The organism is Brevibacillus sp. SIMBA_040 (assembly GCF_046535075.1).
Taxonomy (GTDB): Bacteria; Bacillota; Bacilli; order Brevibacillales; family Brevibacillaceae; genus Brevibacillus.
Window position 1 is genome coordinate 51,838 of sequence record NZ_JAWRXI010000027.1, and the last position, 18,657, is coordinate 70,494.

The window sequence follows — 18,657 nt, forward strand, 5'->3', positions numbered from 1 at the left end:
CATCCGCTTATACTTCTAAATAGACCGAGAGTCTCAGCGTAATCTCATCTTTGTCTCAATGTTTTTACGTACAGATAAATTGGGGAATGGTACAATTATTCGGATTAGACAAAATTAAATGAAAAATGGTGGGAAGAAATGAATCCAACACAAGAGGTTCGATCAGGGGTAAGCAGGAAGCTATTCATCGGCAGAATAGAAGAACGCGATTCACTGAATGAGTGGTTAGATGACCCTGAGGCGCCATTGCGCATATTCTCCGTAACGGGGATCGGCGGGATCGGAAAAAGCAGCTTGCTTGCAGAATTGCTGCACAGTGCAAGACAGCGAAATGCCAAATGCTTGTGGCTGGATGGGCGCTCTTGCGCACAGACGCCAGTTGGCTTCCTCGAATATATATCGGCGGCGGTTTCCCTGGAATTTTGGGACCGGACCTACTCCCATCCGCTTGAACCTCTTTTGCAGACAAGTCCGCAGCAACGGATCATGCTATGCATCGATAATTTTGATAACCTCTCCTTATTGGAAGGTTGGCTGCTCGAAGCTTTCTTGCCCAAGCTGCAATCTACCGGCATTGTAGTGATTCTAGCATCACGATCAATCTTATCTACGGCATGGCAAACCCATTCCCAGTGGGGGAAGCATCTGCAGGAGCTGCCGCTTGTCCATTTTTCCCATAAAGAAGCGATTGACTTCATTTTATCAGCAGGTCCTATTCAAAAGGACATGGCAAGAGAACTGGCTCATTCGACTGACGGGCACCCGCTTGCTTTGGCATTATCCGTGGAAGCGCTGATTCAGCAAAAACGTCTATCAGCTGAGGATAAGCAGATTGTTTCACAAACGATTAGCGCCCATATCTTACGCGAGCTGACGCTTGCGAAATTGCAGCCACTCGTTGATGTGCTGGTCGTCCTGCAATATGCCAATCAGGAGATCCTTTCTCTTGTTCTGGGTGAGACCGTAGCATTAGCAGACTATCAGCTGTTGAAGGGGATGTCCTTTGTCCGTTCTACACCCGAGGGGTTGTCTCTGCATGATCTGGCCCGGATGCATCTGCTGCGTGATTTCCGGCAGCGCGAGCCTTTGCGCCTGCATCTGCTACGAGCCAAAGCCGCGTCGATTTTATATCAGCAATTACAACAGGCGAAGCCGCAAAATAAGAGGATCATCACCTCTCAGATGCTGCAGCTTACCAAGGATTCGTTTCCGCTCCATCGACTATATGCCGATTTGACGGTTGACTCCCTGATCTCGCCTCTGGAATCGATTCGTGCTGAGGAGGATTTGCCCGTGCTGCACGAGTTATTGCGTCAATGGTGCGAGTACAGCGTAGATCCATGGCAGAGTGAGAACTACCATGAATTTCTAAGTGAGTTGGCTGATCGTTTCCCAGAAAGTATTGCCGTCCTGCGTGGAGCAGATGGACTACCGATTGGAATGTTCATCGGGGTAATGATCCATAAAGATACAGGGGAGTTTATGAGCAAATATTTTCCGGCTGAAATGGCGGAATGTTGTGAACCACATGAATTGCTGTGTGAACACGACCAGGCAGATACGTATTATGCGGTACTTGGAGCGGCGACCAACCAGCTTCCCGGATTCAGCCGAGAGGAACTGGTGGGCCTGCTCACATTAGATCGCTTGTCCCTAATTGGAGAAGGTGCGAGAGTCATGCTAGTGGCGACCAACTCTGATTTGAAAGTGTTTCTGCAGCAGCTCGGCTTTCTGATACGGGCGACAAAAACCAGAAGCTGTGATACTTCCTATGCGAGAGCAGATGTGTTGGAGCTGGATTTTCGCCATGGACAGTTTGGTGATTGGATCATGTCATTCTTCTCGGAGAAAACCAAGTCGCCTGCCCAGCTGACACCCACCTCTGATTTGACGAAAAAGAGGGTCCGCAAGCTGCTTTCTTCTTTGCACGAACCTGCTGATTTACAAGCTTTTGTATCTGAATTTCACGACGTAGAGAATGTGACGGACTTATATGAGAGAATTGTAGCTCTTTTCTCTACTGAATCGACTTGGTTGTCTAGTAAAGACCGTGAGCTGCTAAACGCCGCTTATCTGGTTCATCCGGATAATCCGATTGCAGCCGCCCGGTCGTGCAATATGAGCAGAGCTACCTTTTACCGTCATCTGAACATCGCGATAGCAAACTTTATGGGAATTTTTCTAAATGTTGGGACACGAATGGCTGAACAGGACTAAAGGGATAAGGATAGAGGCCTATGACAGGTCTCTTTTTTCTATGAGGAAAAACCTGTGTAAGAAGTCCTGGTAATCGCTTATAATCAGAGCGTGAAACGTGAAAACAGCAGCTTTTGGTTAGGTCTAACATGCGTCTACTAGACTAGCATCCTGGTTCACAAGATAGAGTCAAGATGGGATGAGGATGAGACATGAATGAAGTATGGAGAACGAATGCAACCTTTCTGATTGTTGATGACCAGGAATATAATCTTAGTTTGCTAGAACGTATACTTCGGCGATCAGGTTTTACTGATTTGCACTGTACGACTGACCCGAAGCAGATGGAGCCGCTGTACAATGAGCTCCAGCCAGATATTATCCTGATTGATTTACATATGCCTGAAATCGACGGGTTTACTCTTTTGAAAAGATTGCAGGAGCTCAAACCAGAGGGTGACTACTTGCCAACTCTGGTGCTGACTGCCGATGTGACACAGGAGGCGAAGAAAGAGGCCCTTCATTTGGGAGCGAATGATTTCCTGACCAAGCCACTGGATAAAACGGAGGTAGTGCTCAGGATTAACAACTTGCTGCGCACGAGATTCTACCATATGCAGTTGCAGGATCAAAATCACCGCTTGGAGCAGCGTGTACAGGAACGAACAATGGAGCTTGAGAAAGCAAAGAATGAAATTTTACAGTTGCTGGCTCGCTCATCAGAATTCCGCGATGATGATACGGGTCAACATACGATTCGTGTGGCTCAGATGGCAGAAGAAATCGCAGTAGCTCTTGGTTTGTCGCCACAGGACGTACGGTTAATTAAACGGGCGACACCGCTGCACGATATCGGAAAAATCGGAATCCCTGATGAGATTTTGCTGAAGCCCGGCAGATTTACTCCTGAGGAATTCCAGCGAATGAAGGAACATACGACCATTGGTGCAAGCATTTTGGAAGGAAGCCAGTTTTCGGTGCTACAGCTGGCGCAGACGATCGCGATGACCCATCACGAAAAGTGGGATGGAACGGGGTATCCAAATGGGCTAAAGGGAGAAGATATCCCGCTGGCTGGCAGAATCGTTGCATTGGCAGATTTCTACGATGCGCTGACGAATGAGCGCCCATATAAACGAGCCTGGACGCGACAAGAAGCGTTAGCGGAAATAAAGAAGCAGCGTGGAGCGCATTTTGATCCGCACGTGGTTGATGCTTTCCTCCAGATCGTAGGGGAAGAAGAACAGTCCTCGGTCCTAGAGGTAGAAGGGACGATGTACCGATGAAGGAACGGCCGCTCGGTTTATCCTCACAGAACGGAAGTGACGGGATGCAGGAAATAGACCTTCTGCGCAGGCAGCTTGAACGTGAGAAAAAAGCCCGCAAGGAAGCAGAAGAAATCGCTGAACAGAAGACGCGGGAGATTTATTACGTCAATCAGGAACTGCGAGAATTAAATGATCAATTGGAAGAGTTGGTCAAGGAGCGTACGGCAGAGCTGTCGAAAGCGCGTGATGAAGCGGTTGCGGCAAGTCACATCAAAAGCCAGTTTCTAGCCAATATGAGTCATGAATTACGAACGCCATTAAACGCGATTCTCGGCTACAGTGAAATGCTGAGGGAAGAAGCAGAGGATATGAACGAACAGAGCTTTGCAGATGACCTGGGCAAAATCCACCACGCGGGAAAGCATCTGCTTTCTCTCATTAATGACATACTCGATCTTTCCAAGATTGAGGCAGGCAAAATGGACTTGTTTTTGGAGAACGTCGATATTCCCGAGATGATTGAAGAGGTGCTGGCCACGGTTACGCCATTAGTGGAGGCAAATCACAATCATCTGGAAGTGGAGTATCCAGAGGGAACGATCGAGACAGATATAACAAAGTTCAGGCAAATCTTATTCAATCTGCTGAGCAATGCGAGTAAATTCACCCAAAACGGAACGATCTCACTGACTGTCAGACATGAGGCCCAAGCAGAAAATCCAGGAATCAGTATAGCCGTAATGGATTCAGGGATTGGTATGTCTCAGGAGCAGATCGAGCACATTTTTTTAGCATTCAAGCAAGCTGACTCATCTACCACCCGTAAATATGGCGGCACGGGATTGGGTCTGGCTATCAGCAAAAGACTGTGCGAATACATGGGTGGGACCATTACAGTCGATAGTGAGCTCGGAAAAGGAACTATGTTTATCGTCTGGCTGCCGACTCGAAGTAAGTATCGAGACGAAGCGTTACCCATTGCTACCCAATTCGCGACACAGGTACAGGCAGGGAGCCAAATCGTGCTAGTAATCGATGACGATCCGGCGATGCTCCAACTGATGCAACGCTTTTTGAGCAAGGAAGACTGCTCTGTCGTGCTTGCGTCAAATGGGCAAGAAGGTATTCGCTTGGCAAGAGAGCTGCGACCTACCCTGATTTCACTCGACGTACTGATGCCGGGAATGGACGGCTGGAGCGTCTTGACTGCATTAAAAAATGATCCGGAGCTGGCGAGCATCCCGGTTATCATGATTTCCATGACCGACGACAAAAATTTAGGATATGCTTTGGGTGCCTCAGAATTTTTGGTTAAACCGGTTTATCGTGACAAGCTCGTGTCCGTTTTGGACAAGCATCTGCCAGAGCGCCACACCAAGACAGTGCTGGTGATCGAGGATGATGATGCGACCAGTCACATGATGACCAAAATGCTCGAAAAAGAAGGCTATCGGGTAAAGCGGGCTGCAGATGGACGGATTGCTTTGGAAAGTGTAGCTGAAGCGCTTCCCCAGTTGATCCTGCTAGATTTAATGATGCCGAAAATGGATGGCTTCGAATTCGTAACGGAGCTGCGCAAACGTGAAGAATGGCGCTCCATTCCGGTTGTGGTCGTGACAGCCAAGAACATTTCGGCGGAGGATCGACTGCGACTAAATGGATACGTAGAGAGAATCGTACAAAAGGGGAGCTTTCAGCGTGAAGCTTTGCTCCATGAAATTCGTGCTTTGATGATCGCTTCTCTAGAGGGCAAAAAACGAAAAACCGAGGTTAAAGATGCGTAAAATACTGCTTGTAGAAGATAACGAAATGAATCGTGACATGCTCTCACGCAGGTTGATGCGAAAGGGCTACGAGGTGATTATCGCGGTGGATGGTCAAGAAGGAGTGGAAGCAGCAAAATACGAGCTGCCGGACCTGATCCTGATGGATTTGAGCCTGCCAGTACTGGATGGGTGGGACGCGACACGTCAGTTAAAAGCATGTCCACAAACGAAGCATATCCCGATCATCGCTCTGACAGCACATGCGATGGCAAGCGATCGTGAAACAGCGTTAGCCGCAGGCTGTGACGACTTTGATACAAAGCCGGTAGAGTGGAGTCGGTTGCTGGAAAAGCTGCAGCATCACTTAAAAGAAGAGTAGTGTCAACACAATGGAGGCAGGCGCATATTATGGCACCCGCCTCTTTTTTGTTTTCGATTTATCCTCTGCGTGTTTGCAATTGCCTCTAGCCGCAACATACTATGAATCCAAAAAGGGGAGAATCTGTGACCAAATGTATGGGAGATTGGTAATAGCTGTTCGGTATTCTATAATGAGGGTACATCTGATAGGGCGAAAACAGTGAGGCACCTTTTAGTGGGAAAAGAGGGTACTATGGAATACGATCAACTAATACAAGCGGCCCAGCAGTTTATCCGCGTATGCTATAACGAGCTAGACAAGACGATAGATGAAACCGAGCAGCGTGTACGAGAAGTGCGCGAGCTGATTACCTCACAAGGATATTATGAGCATACGGCTGAGGAGCTGTGCCACGGTGCCAAAATGGCTTGGCGTAACAGCAATCGATGCATTGGGCGATTTTTTTGGGAATCGCTTCAGGTACTTGATGAACGGCAGTTAGAAACAGAAGAGGAGGTAGCGCAGGCACTCCTTCGCCACATTGATTTTGCCACCAACGGAGGGAAGATTCGACCTACAATTACTGTATTTGCCCCTACTCAGCCGGACAAGCCGCAAATAAGGATCTGGAACAACCAGTTAATCCGTTACGCAGGCTACGAGACGGAATTCGGTATGATTGGAGATCCAGTGTCTATCGAGCTGACCAAGCTGTGTGAAAGTCTGGGATGGCAGGGAGCAAGGACAAACTTTGATGTACTGCCACTTGTTGTCCAGATTGGAGAGCAGCGACCGAAGTTTTTTGAAATCCCGCAGGAGCTAGTGGTAGAGGTAGCCATTACTCATCCTGAGATTGCGGGCTTTACTGATCTCGACCTGAAATGGTACGGGGTGCCGATCGTCTCCGATATGCGCATGGAAATCGGTGGCATCCATTATAAAACGGCACCTTTTAACGGATGGTACATGGGAACGGAGATAGGTGCACGTAATCTGGCTGACCAGCAGCGCTACAACATGCTGCCCAGAGTAGCTGATCTCATGGGGCTCGACACCAGTAGAGAAGCCACGCTCTGGAAGGATAAAGCGCTGGTGGAGCTGAATGTAGCTGTGCTGCACTCCTTTAAAGAGCAAGGTGTATCGATTGTTGATCACCATACGGCGAGCCAGCAGTTTAGGCGATTTGAAGAAAGGGAAGAGAAATGCGGTCGCGCAGTCACTGGTGATTGGATGTGGCTCATTCCTCCTGTCTCGCCGGCGGCTACCCATATTTTTCATCGAGCTTATGATAATACGATGCAGACGCCAAATTTCTTTTACCAGGAAAGACCGCGTATTAAGGAATAAATCAATAGCGTACATCGATTGCTGCGAGCATTTTTTTGTTCGCAGTATTTTTTTGTTAGTCGATGTCACGCAAAGGAGTGTGTAGAACGTTATACCAGTTGAAAGGAGGAAGAGAGTGGAACGGAATGAAATAAACGAGCTTCTCGATGCGGTTGTTCAGGGTGCGGAAAACCGTTATGCAGAGATCTTACAAAGCTTTCAAGAGCGGATTTTTCACTATTGCTATCACATCCTGGGAAATCAATATGAAGCGGAAGATGCCACACAAGAGGTGTTTATCAAAGCGTATCGCCACATCACAAAATATAATCGGGAATTTCCATTCGCCGCATGGCTTTATAAAATTGCCTATCATCACTGCATTGATCTCATTCGAAAAAGGAAATGGCTCCGCCTGTTGCCCTTTTTGGAGACCAAGCAAAATCAGTCAGACATCGAGCAGCATATTGAAAATACGTATTTTAGTGAGGCTGTATATAAAGCCATGGCTACTCTTTCTGTAGAAGAACGTACGCTTCTTTTGCTGCGCGGGGTTGAGGAAAAGACTTACGACGAAATCGCTTTGATTATGAACAAAAACGGGGCGAGCCTACGCAAGAAATTCGAACGTACGGCTGCCAAGTTCCGTACCGCTTATTCTCCGTCTGAGAAGGGAGGGGTGACGCTTGAAGAGACCAAACGAGTCGCGCGAGAGTATTAAAGCGATATTTACTGATCCGCGCATACCGCAGCAAATCGACGTCACCTCTGTGGTCATGGATCAAATCAAACAAAACAAGGAGGGCTTTTTTGTGAAGTACAAAGTGAGTATTTTAGTCGCCATCGGGCTTTTGGCAAGTATTACAACAGGCTATGCTGCTATGCAGTACTACCAATTGAAAAATCCGCAGGGAGAGGTTATTTATCAAGAACAGGATGTTTCCAAATCGAATGTCAAAATCATGGATAAACCAGATCCCGAGATGCAGGCCTTTTTAGAAAAGCAGTGGGAAATTAATGATAGTCTGCAGCCAGGTGATGCCTTTGCTGTCTATATTGTGGCGAATAACCCGAAGAAACATATCGTTGATCTCTCGAAACCGTTTGAATACACCAGCCTTGCAGCATTGAGAGAAAAGCTTAGAAATCAAGCAGTAGTTCCAGAGAAGTTACCTGGAGGCTTTGTCTTTATGGATGGAAGAGTCGAGACTGTGATCAAGCGAGAATACAAGAAAGAGGCGCTGTATCAGCAAGCGGAGGGCAGCAAGAAAGAATATGTGAAGCAACCGTTAGAGCGAACGAATGATATGAACTATGTAGATGTAAATTACCAAGCTGGCGAGAAATATATGAAGGTCCGCATCTCCAATTTTGATGATGTCGTGGGAAACACAGTCTATATGGTGAACCTCGACAAACAGAAAAAGGAAAAAGTGAAAGTGGGTCAACTTGAGATTTTGTATACCGAGGAAGATCGGGGAGACCGGATTAACCGGGAAATTGTGTGGGTCATGGAAACCGCGGGGAAACAAGTACAGTATCGGGTATCTTCGAGCGGAGAGGTCCTGAACAAAAATAACGTGGAGAAGTTTGTAAAAGCCTTTTTACCTGCTGCGAAGTAAGGAAGAGTATCAGCCAATAGGATAAATCCCCTCGTGCCGTTGCGTCTGCCTGCTGCTGGTTCGGGGGGATTATCAGTTTAAAAGCGGCCTCTCTACGGATAGTTCGAAAATTTTTTTTGCCGTGATGTCACACAAGTGGTGACCTGGTACGTTATACCAGTTGGAAGGAGGGAGAGAGTGGACAGGAAAGAAGTTCAAGAACTCCTGGATGAAATCATTCAAGGTGCAGAAGACCGCTATGAAAACATCATGCAAAGCTATCAAGTTCCCATTTTTCACTACTGCTATCACATTTTAGGGAATCGATTCGAAGCGGAAGACGCAACCCAGGAAGTTTTTATCAAAGCGTATCGCCATATAAGAAAATACAATCGAGACGTACCATTCGCTGCTTGGCTATACAAAATTGCTTATCATCATTGCATAGATTTGATTCGCAAAAGAAAATGGGCTCGTCTTTTGCCGTTTTTGGAGCGCTCTGGAGTAAATCAATCCCATATCGAGGAGCATATCGAAAACGTGTATTTCAGTGAGCAAGTCTATCTCGCTATGGCTACACTCTCAATCGAAGAACGAACGCTCCTGTTATTGCGGGGGGTAGAAGAGAGAACGTATGATGAAATTTCCCTGATTTTGAACAAAAATGCCGCAAGCTTGCGGAAGAAATTTGAGCGCACTGCCGCAAAATTTCGGTCTGCTTACTCTCCGCTAGAGAAGGGAGGGTCGGCGCATGATGAGTCCAAACGAATCACGCGAGAGTATTAAAGAGCTATTTAACGACCCGCGTATCCCACAACAAATTGATATTACCGATCAAGTCATGAAAACAATCAAACAAAACAAGGAGGGTTTCTTTGTGAAATACAAAGTTAGTATTCTCGTCGCAATTGGTTTGCTTGCAAGCATCACAACTGGCTATGCCGCTGTTCAATATTACGATTTGAAAAATCCACAGGGTGATGTTATCTACCAGGAGAAAGACAGTTCAAAAACAAATGTTAAACTTGTAGATGAACTGGATGCCAATGAGGAGGCTTATGAAGCAAAACGTCGGGAGGTTGAGGAAAATTTGGCCCCTGGAACTGCTGTTGTCGCATATATCGTGCCTAATAACCCGAAACAACAGGTCACCATTCTCTCGAGCCCATTTACGTTTACCGATCCTCTGTCCATGCGAGAAAAGGTAGCCAATAAGGTAGTTGTTCCTGAAACGTTGCCAGGAGGCTTTGCTTTTAAGAGCGGCTCGGTCGAGTTTGGCATTGACGCAGTCTACAATAAAGAAGCGTTGTATCAGCAGGCGCAGACGAGTAAGAAAGAGTATGTCCTACTGCCTTTGAAATTGAAAGATCAGTTTGATTATGTAAATATGACGTACAAAGCAGGGGAAAGCTACGTTGATGTTTATATCTCCAATTTTGAAGGAATGGAGGATAACACGGTTTATGTCGTGGACCCGGGTAATGGAAGCAAAGTAAAACTCAAAGTGGGTGAAATGGAGGTCCTCTACAGTGAGGAAGATCGGGGAGATCGAGTTGATAAGGAGATTATGTGGGTCATGGAAGTCGAAGGGAAAAAGGTACGGTATGAAGTATTGTCCTCTTCGCAGGAATTTAACAAAAACAACGTGGAGAAGTTTGTAAAAGCCTTATTACCTGGTGCAAAGTAAGCAAAGGTCCTGATAATAATGAATCCCCCTGTGCTGCAGCTTCTCACTGCTACTGGCTCAGGGGGATTGTTGTTTTTCAAATGCTTATGCTCTGATCAGGTTTTCTTAGCGATTGTAGTAGCTGCTCAGCGCCTGAAGAAGTCCCAACGGATTTTTCCGCAAGTCCTTTGCACTAAAGAAAATACTGCCTTGAACCTCAGGATGCTGCGTATTGTAATCCAGTTGGTTAATAATCTCTTGAGAGTTTTGCCAGCCTGCTTCTGCTGTTCCGAGCTTATACGGAGAGTGTCCGATGTACAGCTTCACATTGGTGCCGCGTACTTCACTCGACCACCAGGTTACGAGCTTGTCGTATTGGGCAGGAGCAAAAGAGAGGCTCCAGTAAATTTGCGGTGTCACATAATCCATCCAGCCTTGTTTAATCCAGGTGCGCACGTCTGCATACATGTTGTCATAGGCGGTTACACCTGCTTTGGTGTCTGAGCCTGTTTTGTCGACCGCGATATTTCTCCACACCCCAAAAGGACTGATTCCGAATTGTACGTGAGGCTTGGTGTTTTTAATAGACTGATTTAATTGTTGGACGAACATATTGATATTGTCGCGGCGCCAATCTGCTTTGGTCGGGATATTTTTGCTGTTGTACGTCTTGAAGGTTGTTTCGTCATTAAAGATTCCATTGGAAGGATAGAAATAATCGTCCAAGTGAACCCCGTCGACTTCATAGCGCTGCACAACCTCGGTAATCTCGGCAATAATGGCCTGGCGCGCTTGTGGAATACCTGGGTTGATGTAGAGCTTGTTGCTGGAATTGACGATCCATTCAGGATGTTTTTTCACTACGTGGTTAGCTGCAAGCTGGTCTGTTTTCGCGTCAACATTGGCACGGAACGGATTGAACCAGGCGTGGAACTGCATGCCGCGCTTATGTGTTTCCTCTACCATAAAAGCGAGTGGGTCATAACCAGGATTTTTCCCTTGTGTACCCGTCAAATATTTGGACCATGGTACAAGTGAAGACGGATACAGCGCATCAGCGGAAGGGCGCACCTGTACAAAAACAGCGTTCATGCCCATCGCTTGCAGCTCATTGAGCAGCTGTATGTATTCCTGCTGCTGCTTCGCTTGGTTCCCATACGAGCCTGTAGAAGGCCAGTCTAGATTGTACACAGTGGATACCCATACACCACGCAGGCCATTCGTCGTATTTACCGGAATGCTAGGAACGTTCGAATTATCATTTGGTGTGGTGCCTGATCCATTCGTTCCGCCGCCAATAATGTCTTGCGGAGGAGTGGGTGGTGTAACAGCGACATTGCCTGTGAGCAAGGTAATGGTGCGTGTTGCCTGTTCCCAGTTAACTTGCAAGCCTAACTGTTCGGAAACAAAGCGGAGCGGAACCATGACTCGTCCTTGCTTGTTTTCGACAGAAGCATCCAGTGGAATCGTGCTGTCGTTTACCAACGCTTGCTTCTGGTTAATAACCATGGATAATACGATATTGTCTTTCAAAATAGTTGCTGTCTGCAGGTTTTGATCCCAATAAACCTCAGCTCCCAAGCTTTCACTGATGACGCGGAGCGGAACCATCGTTACATTGACTTTTGGAATTATGTACGGAGCGACGTCACTTTTGATTTGTTGGCCGTCCAAAAAGATGCTAATACCAGGAGAAGTCTGTGCAGCCTGCACGGATACCCCCATTGCTGGAATACATAGTACGAACATAAGCAAAAGCAAAAACCACTTACGCACCTTCATTTTGCGAATCCTCCGACAGGTATTATTTGCTGTAAAACTCTTAATAAACGTTAGACGCTTATTATAACGCTTTGTTACGGTTGATAGGGAAGATATTTGGTTCAAATAGATTCGAAAACGAAGTGAGTGGAACCAGCCAAGCTGCCCTAGAATAGGCAAAGACTAGAGAGTAATTTGATGGAGAGGAACTACACGATGGACACCTATCTCCCAGAAAAAACACCGATCGTCTTTGTTCCGGGATTGTTTGGCTCAATGAGCAATCAGATTATTCCGGGGACAGGGAATTGGAATTTTGGTTTTGCTCGAACTGCCTATGAACCGTTTATTCGCATATTGGAGCAGATGGGCTACCGACAGGGCGAACAGCTATTTATCGCGTTTTATGACTGGAGACAGCCGATTGCTTACTGTGCAGAACAATATTTAGAACCTACGATCGAATGGGCGAAGCAAACTACGGGTTCAAGCAAAGTGAACCTGATTTGTCACAGCATGGGTGGGCTTGTTTCGAGGGCGTACGTTCAAGGGGAGAACTATCTGTGTGACGTAGATCAATTGCTTATGTTGGCTACGCCTAATGCAGGCTCACCGGTCAGCTACTGTTACTGGGCTGGCGGAAAGCTGCCTCGCACCGTTTCGCCTAAAAAGAATGTCGTGGAGCTGTACATGAATGTGTACTTGGCTTATTTGGAGAAAAGTATTCCCCGCAACAAGGTAGAGGCCGTACAAAAGCATTTTCCCAGCTTGATTGATTTGGCGCCAGGCTATGCCTATGGAGATTATTTGCTGGAGAAGCAAGATGGAATGGAAACCGTCGTTCCATACAGCAGTATGGTTGTACAAAATCATTTTTCGGATCAGCTGAACAGCACGATGGACCTCATATGGGATAGAGACATCGCGGTGACCTTAATTGCCGGGGTCGGTCATGAAACCATTCAGTATTTGCAAACCGTTCCGTCTCTTTCTCCAAAAAGATGGGTGGATGGCAGGGCAGTCGGTTCGATCAATAGCAACTTTGGAGACGGGAACGTGATGGCTAGCAGCGTTTTTGCCATGATCGGTGAAAAATACGTGGTGCAGGCGACGCATTTGGATATTTTATATAAAAGTGAGTCGATTCTCAGGCAGGTTCTGGAGCGGTAAAGCACATCACCAATCCTTTCATAATGAAGTGGAAAAAGAGGACTATCTCAGGAATGACCCTGATGATAGTCCTCTTCGCGTATTACGCGTTTCTTTTTCTGCGATAAAGCAGGATGGTGATACCAATAGCAATGGAAGCAATTCCGGCAATAAGAATACCTACATTTGCTTCCTCACCCGTTTTCGGTAAAACATTCCGAGTAGGAGCTATGTTGCTGTTATTATTCGCGTTGTTGGAAGCTACAGCATCTGAAGGGTTGCCAGAACCGCTTGGTGTGGTGGTTTGTCCGGCATTGTTTGTTTGTCCAGCGTTGTTAGATTGATCTGGGTTGCTAGGTTGTCCAGGAGTTCCAGGTTGTCCAGGAGTTCCGGGTTGTCCAGGAGTTCCGGGTTGTCCAGGAGTTCCGGGTTGTCCAGGATTGCTAGGCTGTCCAGGGTTGCCAGGCTGTCCAGGGTTGCCAGGCTGTCCAGGATTACCAGGTTGTCCAGGATTACCAGGTTGTCCAGGTTGTCCAGGATTGCCAGGTTGTCCAGGATTCCCAGGTTGCTCAGGGTTGCCAGGTTGCTCAGGCTTGCTTGGTTTGTCTGGCTTATCCGGTCTCTCGGGTTTCTCTGGCTTCTCTGGGGTGTCAGGCCCTCCAGGTCCGCCTGGTCCAGGACCACCCGGATTGCCTGTGGATTTCTTATTTTTTACCGTCTTCACTACTGTTTCTTTTTGGCTCCGCTCAATCGTAAATGGAATCGGAGTACGATCCTTTTCGTAGCCTTTTGGTGCTTTGGTTTCGATGAACTGATAGTTTCCAGGATTGAGATCAGTTACTGTCAGTTCACCATTGCGATCGGTCGTAAGTCCACTTTCGATGGTATTTCCTTTTTCGTCCTCGAGAGTAAATACGGCATCTTCCAGTGTCTCATCTGGAGACTCTGCATTTACTTTGATCAGCTTGACAGAGCCCGGAATCAATTTGTTGGTAACAGTTAGCTTGAGCTTTAACGTACCCTCTTCCGTTTTTTCGGCTACTTTTTCATTCAGATCAAAGAGCAGCGGCTCTTTTGACAGCTGGTAGTCAGCAAGGGTTTTGGTTTCAACGAGACGGTAGCTTCCTGTTGGCAAATCGTTGATAACGATCTTACCTTTTGCGTCAGTAGTCAAATCGCTGTGCACCTTGGTTCCTTTGCTATCGTACAGATCAAAAGTGACGCCTTCACCAAGAGGTTTGTTGGTGTAGTAGTCTACCTTCGAAAGCTCAAGAGTGGTGAGGTAGATTTTATTGATTTTGTTAGTGATGGTACCTGCCACATTTTCTGTCTGCTTGTCTTTGATTTCAAATTCGACAGGTGTATCGTCCAGCTTGTAGCCGGCAGGGGCTTTTTTTTCTACTAGACGATAGATGCCTGCCTCCAAATTGCGATCAGAGATTTTTCCGTTGGAGTCAGTAGTAAGCTCTTTTACAAGAGTGAACGTATCCCCGGTTTTGCGCTCGAGGTTGAAAACTGCGCCCTCCAGCTTTTTGTCAGGGCTGTCAGCATCGACTTTGATATACTCGAAGCCTGGTTGTGGGATAACTGGGCCTGTGGCGGGTTTGTTTGCCACCAAGATTTCAATGAGCTGCTGCTGACTTTTTTCAATTGTAACAGGAATCGGCTTGCTGTCTCGTACATAGCCTGCTGGCGCTTTTGTTTCGACTAACCAATAGTCACCAGGATTCAGCTTGCTTTCCAAAATGACGCCGTTTTTATCGGTTGTAAGACCTTTCAATTCCTTGCCGTCCTGATCCTTCACGATATTTCCATCTTTTTCTTTATCGTAGATGGAGAATTCGGCACCTTCCAGTTTGTGGTTTGGATAACCATCTCTGAATTTGACCAGTTTGACAGAACCTGGAATCAATTTGTTGGGAACAGTGAGCTTGAGCTCTAATGCACCTGCAGCCGTTACCGTTGCGATTTCTTCATTGAAGTCAAAAGGAAGAGGTGCTGTTTCCAACTGGTAGTCAGGAAGCGTACTTGTTTCTCGGAGAGAATAGCTGCCTGCTGGTAAGTCATTGATTACGATCTTACCGCTTGAATCAGTTTTCAAATCGCTATGAACCTTGTTGTTATTGCTATCATAGAGATCAAAGGTAACGCCCGCACCTAGAGGGGTTTTTGTGAAGTAGTCAACCTTCCCCAGCTCAACAGTGCCCTTATAGATTTTGTTAGCAATGGTATCTCTAACGATTTCTACTTGATCTGCTTTAATTTCAAATGGAACCGGAGTTTGGTCGAGCTTGTATCCCTTTGGTGCTTTCGTCTCTACTAACTGATACATGCCTGGCGTCAGTTCACTATCAGCAATTTTTCCGCCAACAGTAGTGTACTCTTTAACTTTTACGAATGTTCCGTTGCCGTCTTTAAACTGAAGCTCAAAAATAGCACCGTCGAGTGTTGCTTTTGTATCATCATCGACCTTTGTAAACTCGAATCCTTGACGGAGCAGTTTGTTTGTAATTGGTGAGGTTGTGCAAACGATACCCGTACCCGGAATATCTTCGCAAGCGACCTCATCCGAGGTTACTTGGCCAGCTGGCTTTTGGGTTAGCGTAATTTTTTTACCGGCTTGGTACACCGGATCGATCAAATAGCCGGATGGAGCTGATATTTCTTTAAGTGTGTAGGTCTTCAGTTTCAGGTTCGAGAAGATGATTTCGCCATTTGTAGTTGAAACGGGTTCTTTAATCAGCGTGTCCCCTTTTTTGTCGTAGAGAGCGAACATAGCCCCGTCCAATGGCTTTCCGTCACCGTCTACTTTCATGACTTTGAAATCACCTGTAGGAACGATTCCGCCACCGCCAGCTCCTGACATGATGACTTTAAAGCTGCCCTCATCACTTTTCTCTTGACCATCTTGGGCTGCACCAGCAAGCTTGGCTTTGTTGCTGATCGTTTCGCCGTGGTTAGCGTTGATAAAGGACTGGTATTCCAGTATATAGGCTCTGCTCAGTTCTTTTTTGAATGTCAGAGTAAAGCTGTTTCCTGTTACAACCAGTGTGTAATCATCTGGGTTTACTTCACTGCCTTTGGTTAATGTGCCGTTGACAGTAGAGTAGAGCTTGAACGAGTCTTTTAGAAGAATTTGATTGGACGACAGCTCATCCGTCAAAACTGCACCAGCAATGATAGTAGACTGGCTCGGATTGATCGTTACTGTCCACGTAGCAAACTCTTCAAATTCTCCCGTACCCTGCTCTCCTTTTTTGAGAATGTATGTTCCACCGTATGAAGGATTGACTGTGGTTGATCCTTTATAGAGCGGTGGTGTTGAGCTATCCCCATCATACAAAGCAGCATCGTTGCTGTATGAGGCTACCACATGATGACCCTCTACGCTTGTTTTATAGCTGATGCGATAAGCACGATTGATTTCTCCGAGTCCCAATTTAAATCCGTTCGTGCCAATTAGATCAAAGCTTTTTGGAGAAATGGGGTCACCGACGATTTTGACACCATCTGATCCACCAGTCAGCTCTAATACATTTACTTCCAGAGAACCGTTAACAAAGGATTGATTAGCTGAAAAGAAATCCTGAATCAGCGCATCATTAATGGTGTGGAGGTTGTAGTTGATGTCGATCTGCCAAGTAATGGTTTTGTCTTTTGGATCATACCAGCCGACTTTGTTACCGTTATTCGTGGTGTATTTGTCAATTTTCACGATATCATAATCTGTAAGTGAGTGCGGATTGCTATCCATGTCTGTCCATGTCAGACCCGCTTCGTTTCGGTACTGATCCTTTGGACGATTTATACTTGTAGGATCAAAAGAAGTCGCGTAAGTAATGACATAGTTGGTTTCAAGCTTTTTATGGAACGTCAGGGTGAAGCCTTCGTTGTCAGCATCTGGTGTTAATGTGTAATCAAAAGTATTATCGGGACCTTCTGTCAGCCCAGGGATGTCTAAGCTTTTTAGTGTCAGTCCTTGGCTTTTGCCATTTACTTTGAAAACGTCCTTGATGACAACGTTCTCCATCGGCCACTTGTCACGATTGAGAAGAATTTTCCATTCAATCGTCTTATTTGCATAGTTTATTCCGTTGGCGTATTTGGCAAAAATGCGCTGCTTGATAGTTTCATCGTCTGTTACAGGTTGCTGGTTATGCATCGTTACCGTATTCGAGATCGTAGCTTCTCCGTAAATACGATCTTTGGATTTTGTCTGATAAACAATCTCGTATGCAGAGTCAATCCCGTTTGGATCGTTAAAATCTAGCCTAAAACCATTGCCAGAAGGAGTAAGCGTATAATCGGTAATCTCGTCGAGCTTTCCTGCGCGTGTACCATTGCCATTGGCACCAATGGTCATCTTATGCACTTCAAATGTCCCTGCAAGCTCTTGGGTATTGGTGAAGCTATCTTCAATCCAGGCTTCCGTTTTTGTAAGCTTTTGTTCGTTGTAATTGTACTGAATGGTCCAAGTAATCATTTGTGTAGCTTCGTCATAGGAGGATGATTTCGCTAATGGCTTGCTGAAGCGAACGGGTACGCTGTCATCTTCGGTCCAGGATACTCCACCATCACCAGTGATCGTTACGTCATTTTTGTAGGTCGTGTCAGTTTTGTCTGTAATATTGGTTGTGTATTTGACTCGATAAGCGCTGTTGATGCTGCCAAAGTCAATTTGAAAGCCATCTGCAGTTGTTTGAATTTCAGCAGTTTTGTCTATCGTTCCTTTTTCAACAACAGAGCCGTCTAACTGAACCTCTAAAGCAATTACTTCAACAGAAGCTAAATCAATTTGCAAGCCGCCGGGAAGTTTATCAGTAAAAACGGCGTTCGTGATCGATTTTTCATCCAGGTTAAAATCAACTTTCCAGTCAATCTGGCTTGGGTTGAAAACTTTGTTTGCAGACCCCTTTTTTGTTAAGTCACCGTTGTTTTTGCTTTTGAAATGAACCTTAATGGGAGCGATTCCGTCCAGATCGAATTTGATTTCCTGCTTTGTGCCGCCATTAAATTTGCTTTCATCAAAGGATCTCCACACAAAGAAGGTACCTTCGACTTGTGCGCCGCCCTCAATATCATCGTTGAATGTGAGAGTGACTACTCCGTCTTTTGTTACCTCCCACGTTCCAACCCCACCAGTAAGATCGTCAGATTCCGCTTTGGCCAATTGAAACTTTTCAGGTAGTTCGAAGGTAAACATCGCACCGTCGGTATAGCTGTGTCCAGCTTCTAGTACCCATTTAAAGTCAATCTTGACACGTGCTCCTTGATCAGTACGAATGTCATTTGCTGAAATGTCATTCCCGTCTTCATCTGTAATGACGACTTCGGTGATGAGGTTTTCTTTGATGATGTTGTCGCCAGGAGCGGGAGCTGGTGCTGGTGGAGGTGCTGGAGCTGGATCTGGAGCCGGTGCGGGATTCGGAGTTCCAGGATTGGGATTCGTGCCCGGATCAGGGTTCGTGCCTGGGTCAGGGTTCGTGCCTGGATCAGGGGTGTTACCTGGATCAGGGGTGTTACCTGGATCAGGGGTGTTACCTGGATCAGGGGTGTTACCTGG

The 18,657-nt window shown here is 46.3% G+C and carries 12 protein-coding genes; 10 read left to right on the plus strand and 2 right to left on the minus strand.

Going from position 1 to position 18,657, the window contains the following annotated elements:
- Window positions 1-138 precede the first annotated feature (138 nt).
- The 9 genes from SB752_RS29570 (at window position 139) to SB752_RS29610 (ending at window position 10,205) form a co-directional block, all read left to right on the plus strand.
- Window positions 139-2,217 (plus strand): ATP-binding protein, encoded by a 2,079-nt coding sequence (locus SB752_RS29570; RefSeq protein ID WP_410719039.1) that lies wholly within the window; start codon window positions 139-141, stop codon window positions 2,215-2,217.
- A 191-nt stretch (window positions 2,218-2,408) separates the two neighbouring features.
- Window positions 2,409-3,482, plus strand: a complete 1,074-nt coding sequence (locus SB752_RS29575) for an HD-GYP domain-containing protein (protein WP_410719040.1) — start codon at window positions 2,409-2,411, stop codon at window positions 3,480-3,482.
- Window positions 3,479-5,248 carry a hybrid sensor histidine kinase/response regulator gene (locus SB752_RS29580; RefSeq protein ID WP_410719041.1) on the plus strand — a complete coding sequence of 590 codons (1,770 nt, stop codon included), beginning with the start codon at window positions 3,479-3,481 and terminating at the stop codon, window positions 5,246-5,248. Before SB752_RS29575 ends, SB752_RS29580 begins: the two co-directional genes overlap by 4 nt.
- Complete coding sequence (locus SB752_RS29585; RefSeq protein WP_410719042.1) at window positions 5,241-5,609, plus strand: response regulator; 369 nt, start codon at window positions 5,241-5,243, stop codon at window positions 5,607-5,609. The genes SB752_RS29580 and SB752_RS29585 overlap by 8 nt, the downstream gene beginning before the upstream one ends.
- Window positions 5,610-5,843: 234 nt before the next feature.
- Window positions 5,844-6,938, plus strand: coding sequence for a nitric oxide synthase oxygenase (locus SB752_RS29590; RefSeq protein ID WP_410719043.1), 1,095 nt, complete (start codon window positions 5,844-5,846; stop codon window positions 6,936-6,938).
- A gap of 115 nt (window positions 6,939-7,053) precedes the next feature.
- Entirely contained in the window at window positions 7,054-7,638 is a 585-nt protein-coding gene (locus SB752_RS29595) for an RNA polymerase sigma factor (RefSeq protein ID WP_410719044.1), read from the plus strand.
- On the plus strand, window positions 7,604-8,539 hold the full coding sequence (locus tag SB752_RS29600; RefSeq protein WP_410719045.1) for a hypothetical protein: 936 nt from the start codon (window positions 7,604-7,606) through the stop codon (window positions 8,537-8,539). Before SB752_RS29595 ends, SB752_RS29600 begins: the two co-directional genes overlap by 35 nt.
- Window positions 8,540-8,716: 177 nt before the next feature.
- Complete coding sequence (locus tag SB752_RS29605) at window positions 8,717-9,304, plus strand: RNA polymerase sigma factor (RefSeq protein WP_410719046.1); 588 nt, start codon at window positions 8,717-8,719, stop codon at window positions 9,302-9,304.
- Window positions 9,270-10,205: a hypothetical protein gene (locus SB752_RS29610; RefSeq protein WP_410719047.1), complete on the plus strand. Its 936-nt coding sequence runs from the start codon at window positions 9,270-9,272 to the stop codon at window positions 10,203-10,205. The genes SB752_RS29605 and SB752_RS29610 overlap by 35 nt, the downstream gene beginning before the upstream one ends.
- A gap of 105 nt (window positions 10,206-10,310) precedes the next feature.
- On the opposite strand, the gene SB752_RS29615 is transcribed toward SB752_RS29610, so the two are convergent.
- The gene (locus tag SB752_RS29615) at window positions 10,311-11,966 is read right to left on the minus strand and encodes a family 10 glycosylhydrolase (RefSeq protein WP_410719048.1); all 1,656 of its coding nucleotides are present in this window, start codon (window positions 11,964-11,966) and stop codon (window positions 10,311-10,313) included.
- A 195-nt stretch (window positions 11,967-12,161) separates the two neighbouring features.
- Here SB752_RS29615 and SB752_RS29620 point away from each other — a divergent pair, with 195 nt between their 5' ends.
- Window positions 12,162-13,115, plus strand: coding sequence for an esterase/lipase family protein (locus SB752_RS29620; RefSeq protein ID WP_410719049.1), 954 nt, complete (start codon window positions 12,162-12,164; stop codon window positions 13,113-13,115).
- An 82-nt stretch (window positions 13,116-13,197) separates the two neighbouring features.
- Here SB752_RS29620 and SB752_RS29625 read toward each other — a convergent pair.
- Window positions 13,198-18,657 (minus strand): SpaA isopeptide-forming pilin-related protein (locus SB752_RS29625; RefSeq protein ID WP_410719050.1); only part of this gene is annotated, 5,460 nt, incomplete at its 5' end.

Bases quoted from the DNA above. Each gene is read 5' to 3' on its own strand.
- SB752_RS29570 (WP_410719039.1), top strand. From the start codon at position 139: ATGAATCCAACACAAGAGGTTCGATCAGGGGTAAGCAGGAAGCTATTC.
- SB752_RS29575 (WP_410719040.1), top strand. From the start codon at position 2,409: ATGAATGAAGTATGGAGAACGAATGCAACCTTTCTGATTGTTGATGAC.
- SB752_RS29580 (WP_410719041.1), top strand. From the start codon at position 3,479: ATGAAGGAACGGCCGCTCGGTTTATCCTCACAGAACGGAAGTGACGGG.
- SB752_RS29585 (WP_410719042.1), top strand. From the start codon at position 5,241: ATGCGTAAAATACTGCTTGTAGAAGATAACGAAATGAATCGTGACATG.
- SB752_RS29590 (WP_410719043.1), top strand. From the start codon at position 5,844: ATGGAATACGATCAACTAATACAAGCGGCCCAGCAGTTTATCCGCGTA.
- SB752_RS29610 (WP_410719047.1), top strand. From the start codon at position 9,270: ATGATGAGTCCAAACGAATCACGCGAGAGTATTAAAGAGCTATTTAAC.
- SB752_RS29615 (WP_410719048.1), bottom strand. From the start codon at position 11,966: ATGAAGGTGCGTAAGTGGTTTTTGCTTTTGCTTATGTTCGTACTATGT.
- SB752_RS29620 (WP_410719049.1), top strand. From the start codon at position 12,162: ATGGACACCTATCTCCCAGAAAAAACACCGATCGTCTTTGTTCCGGGA.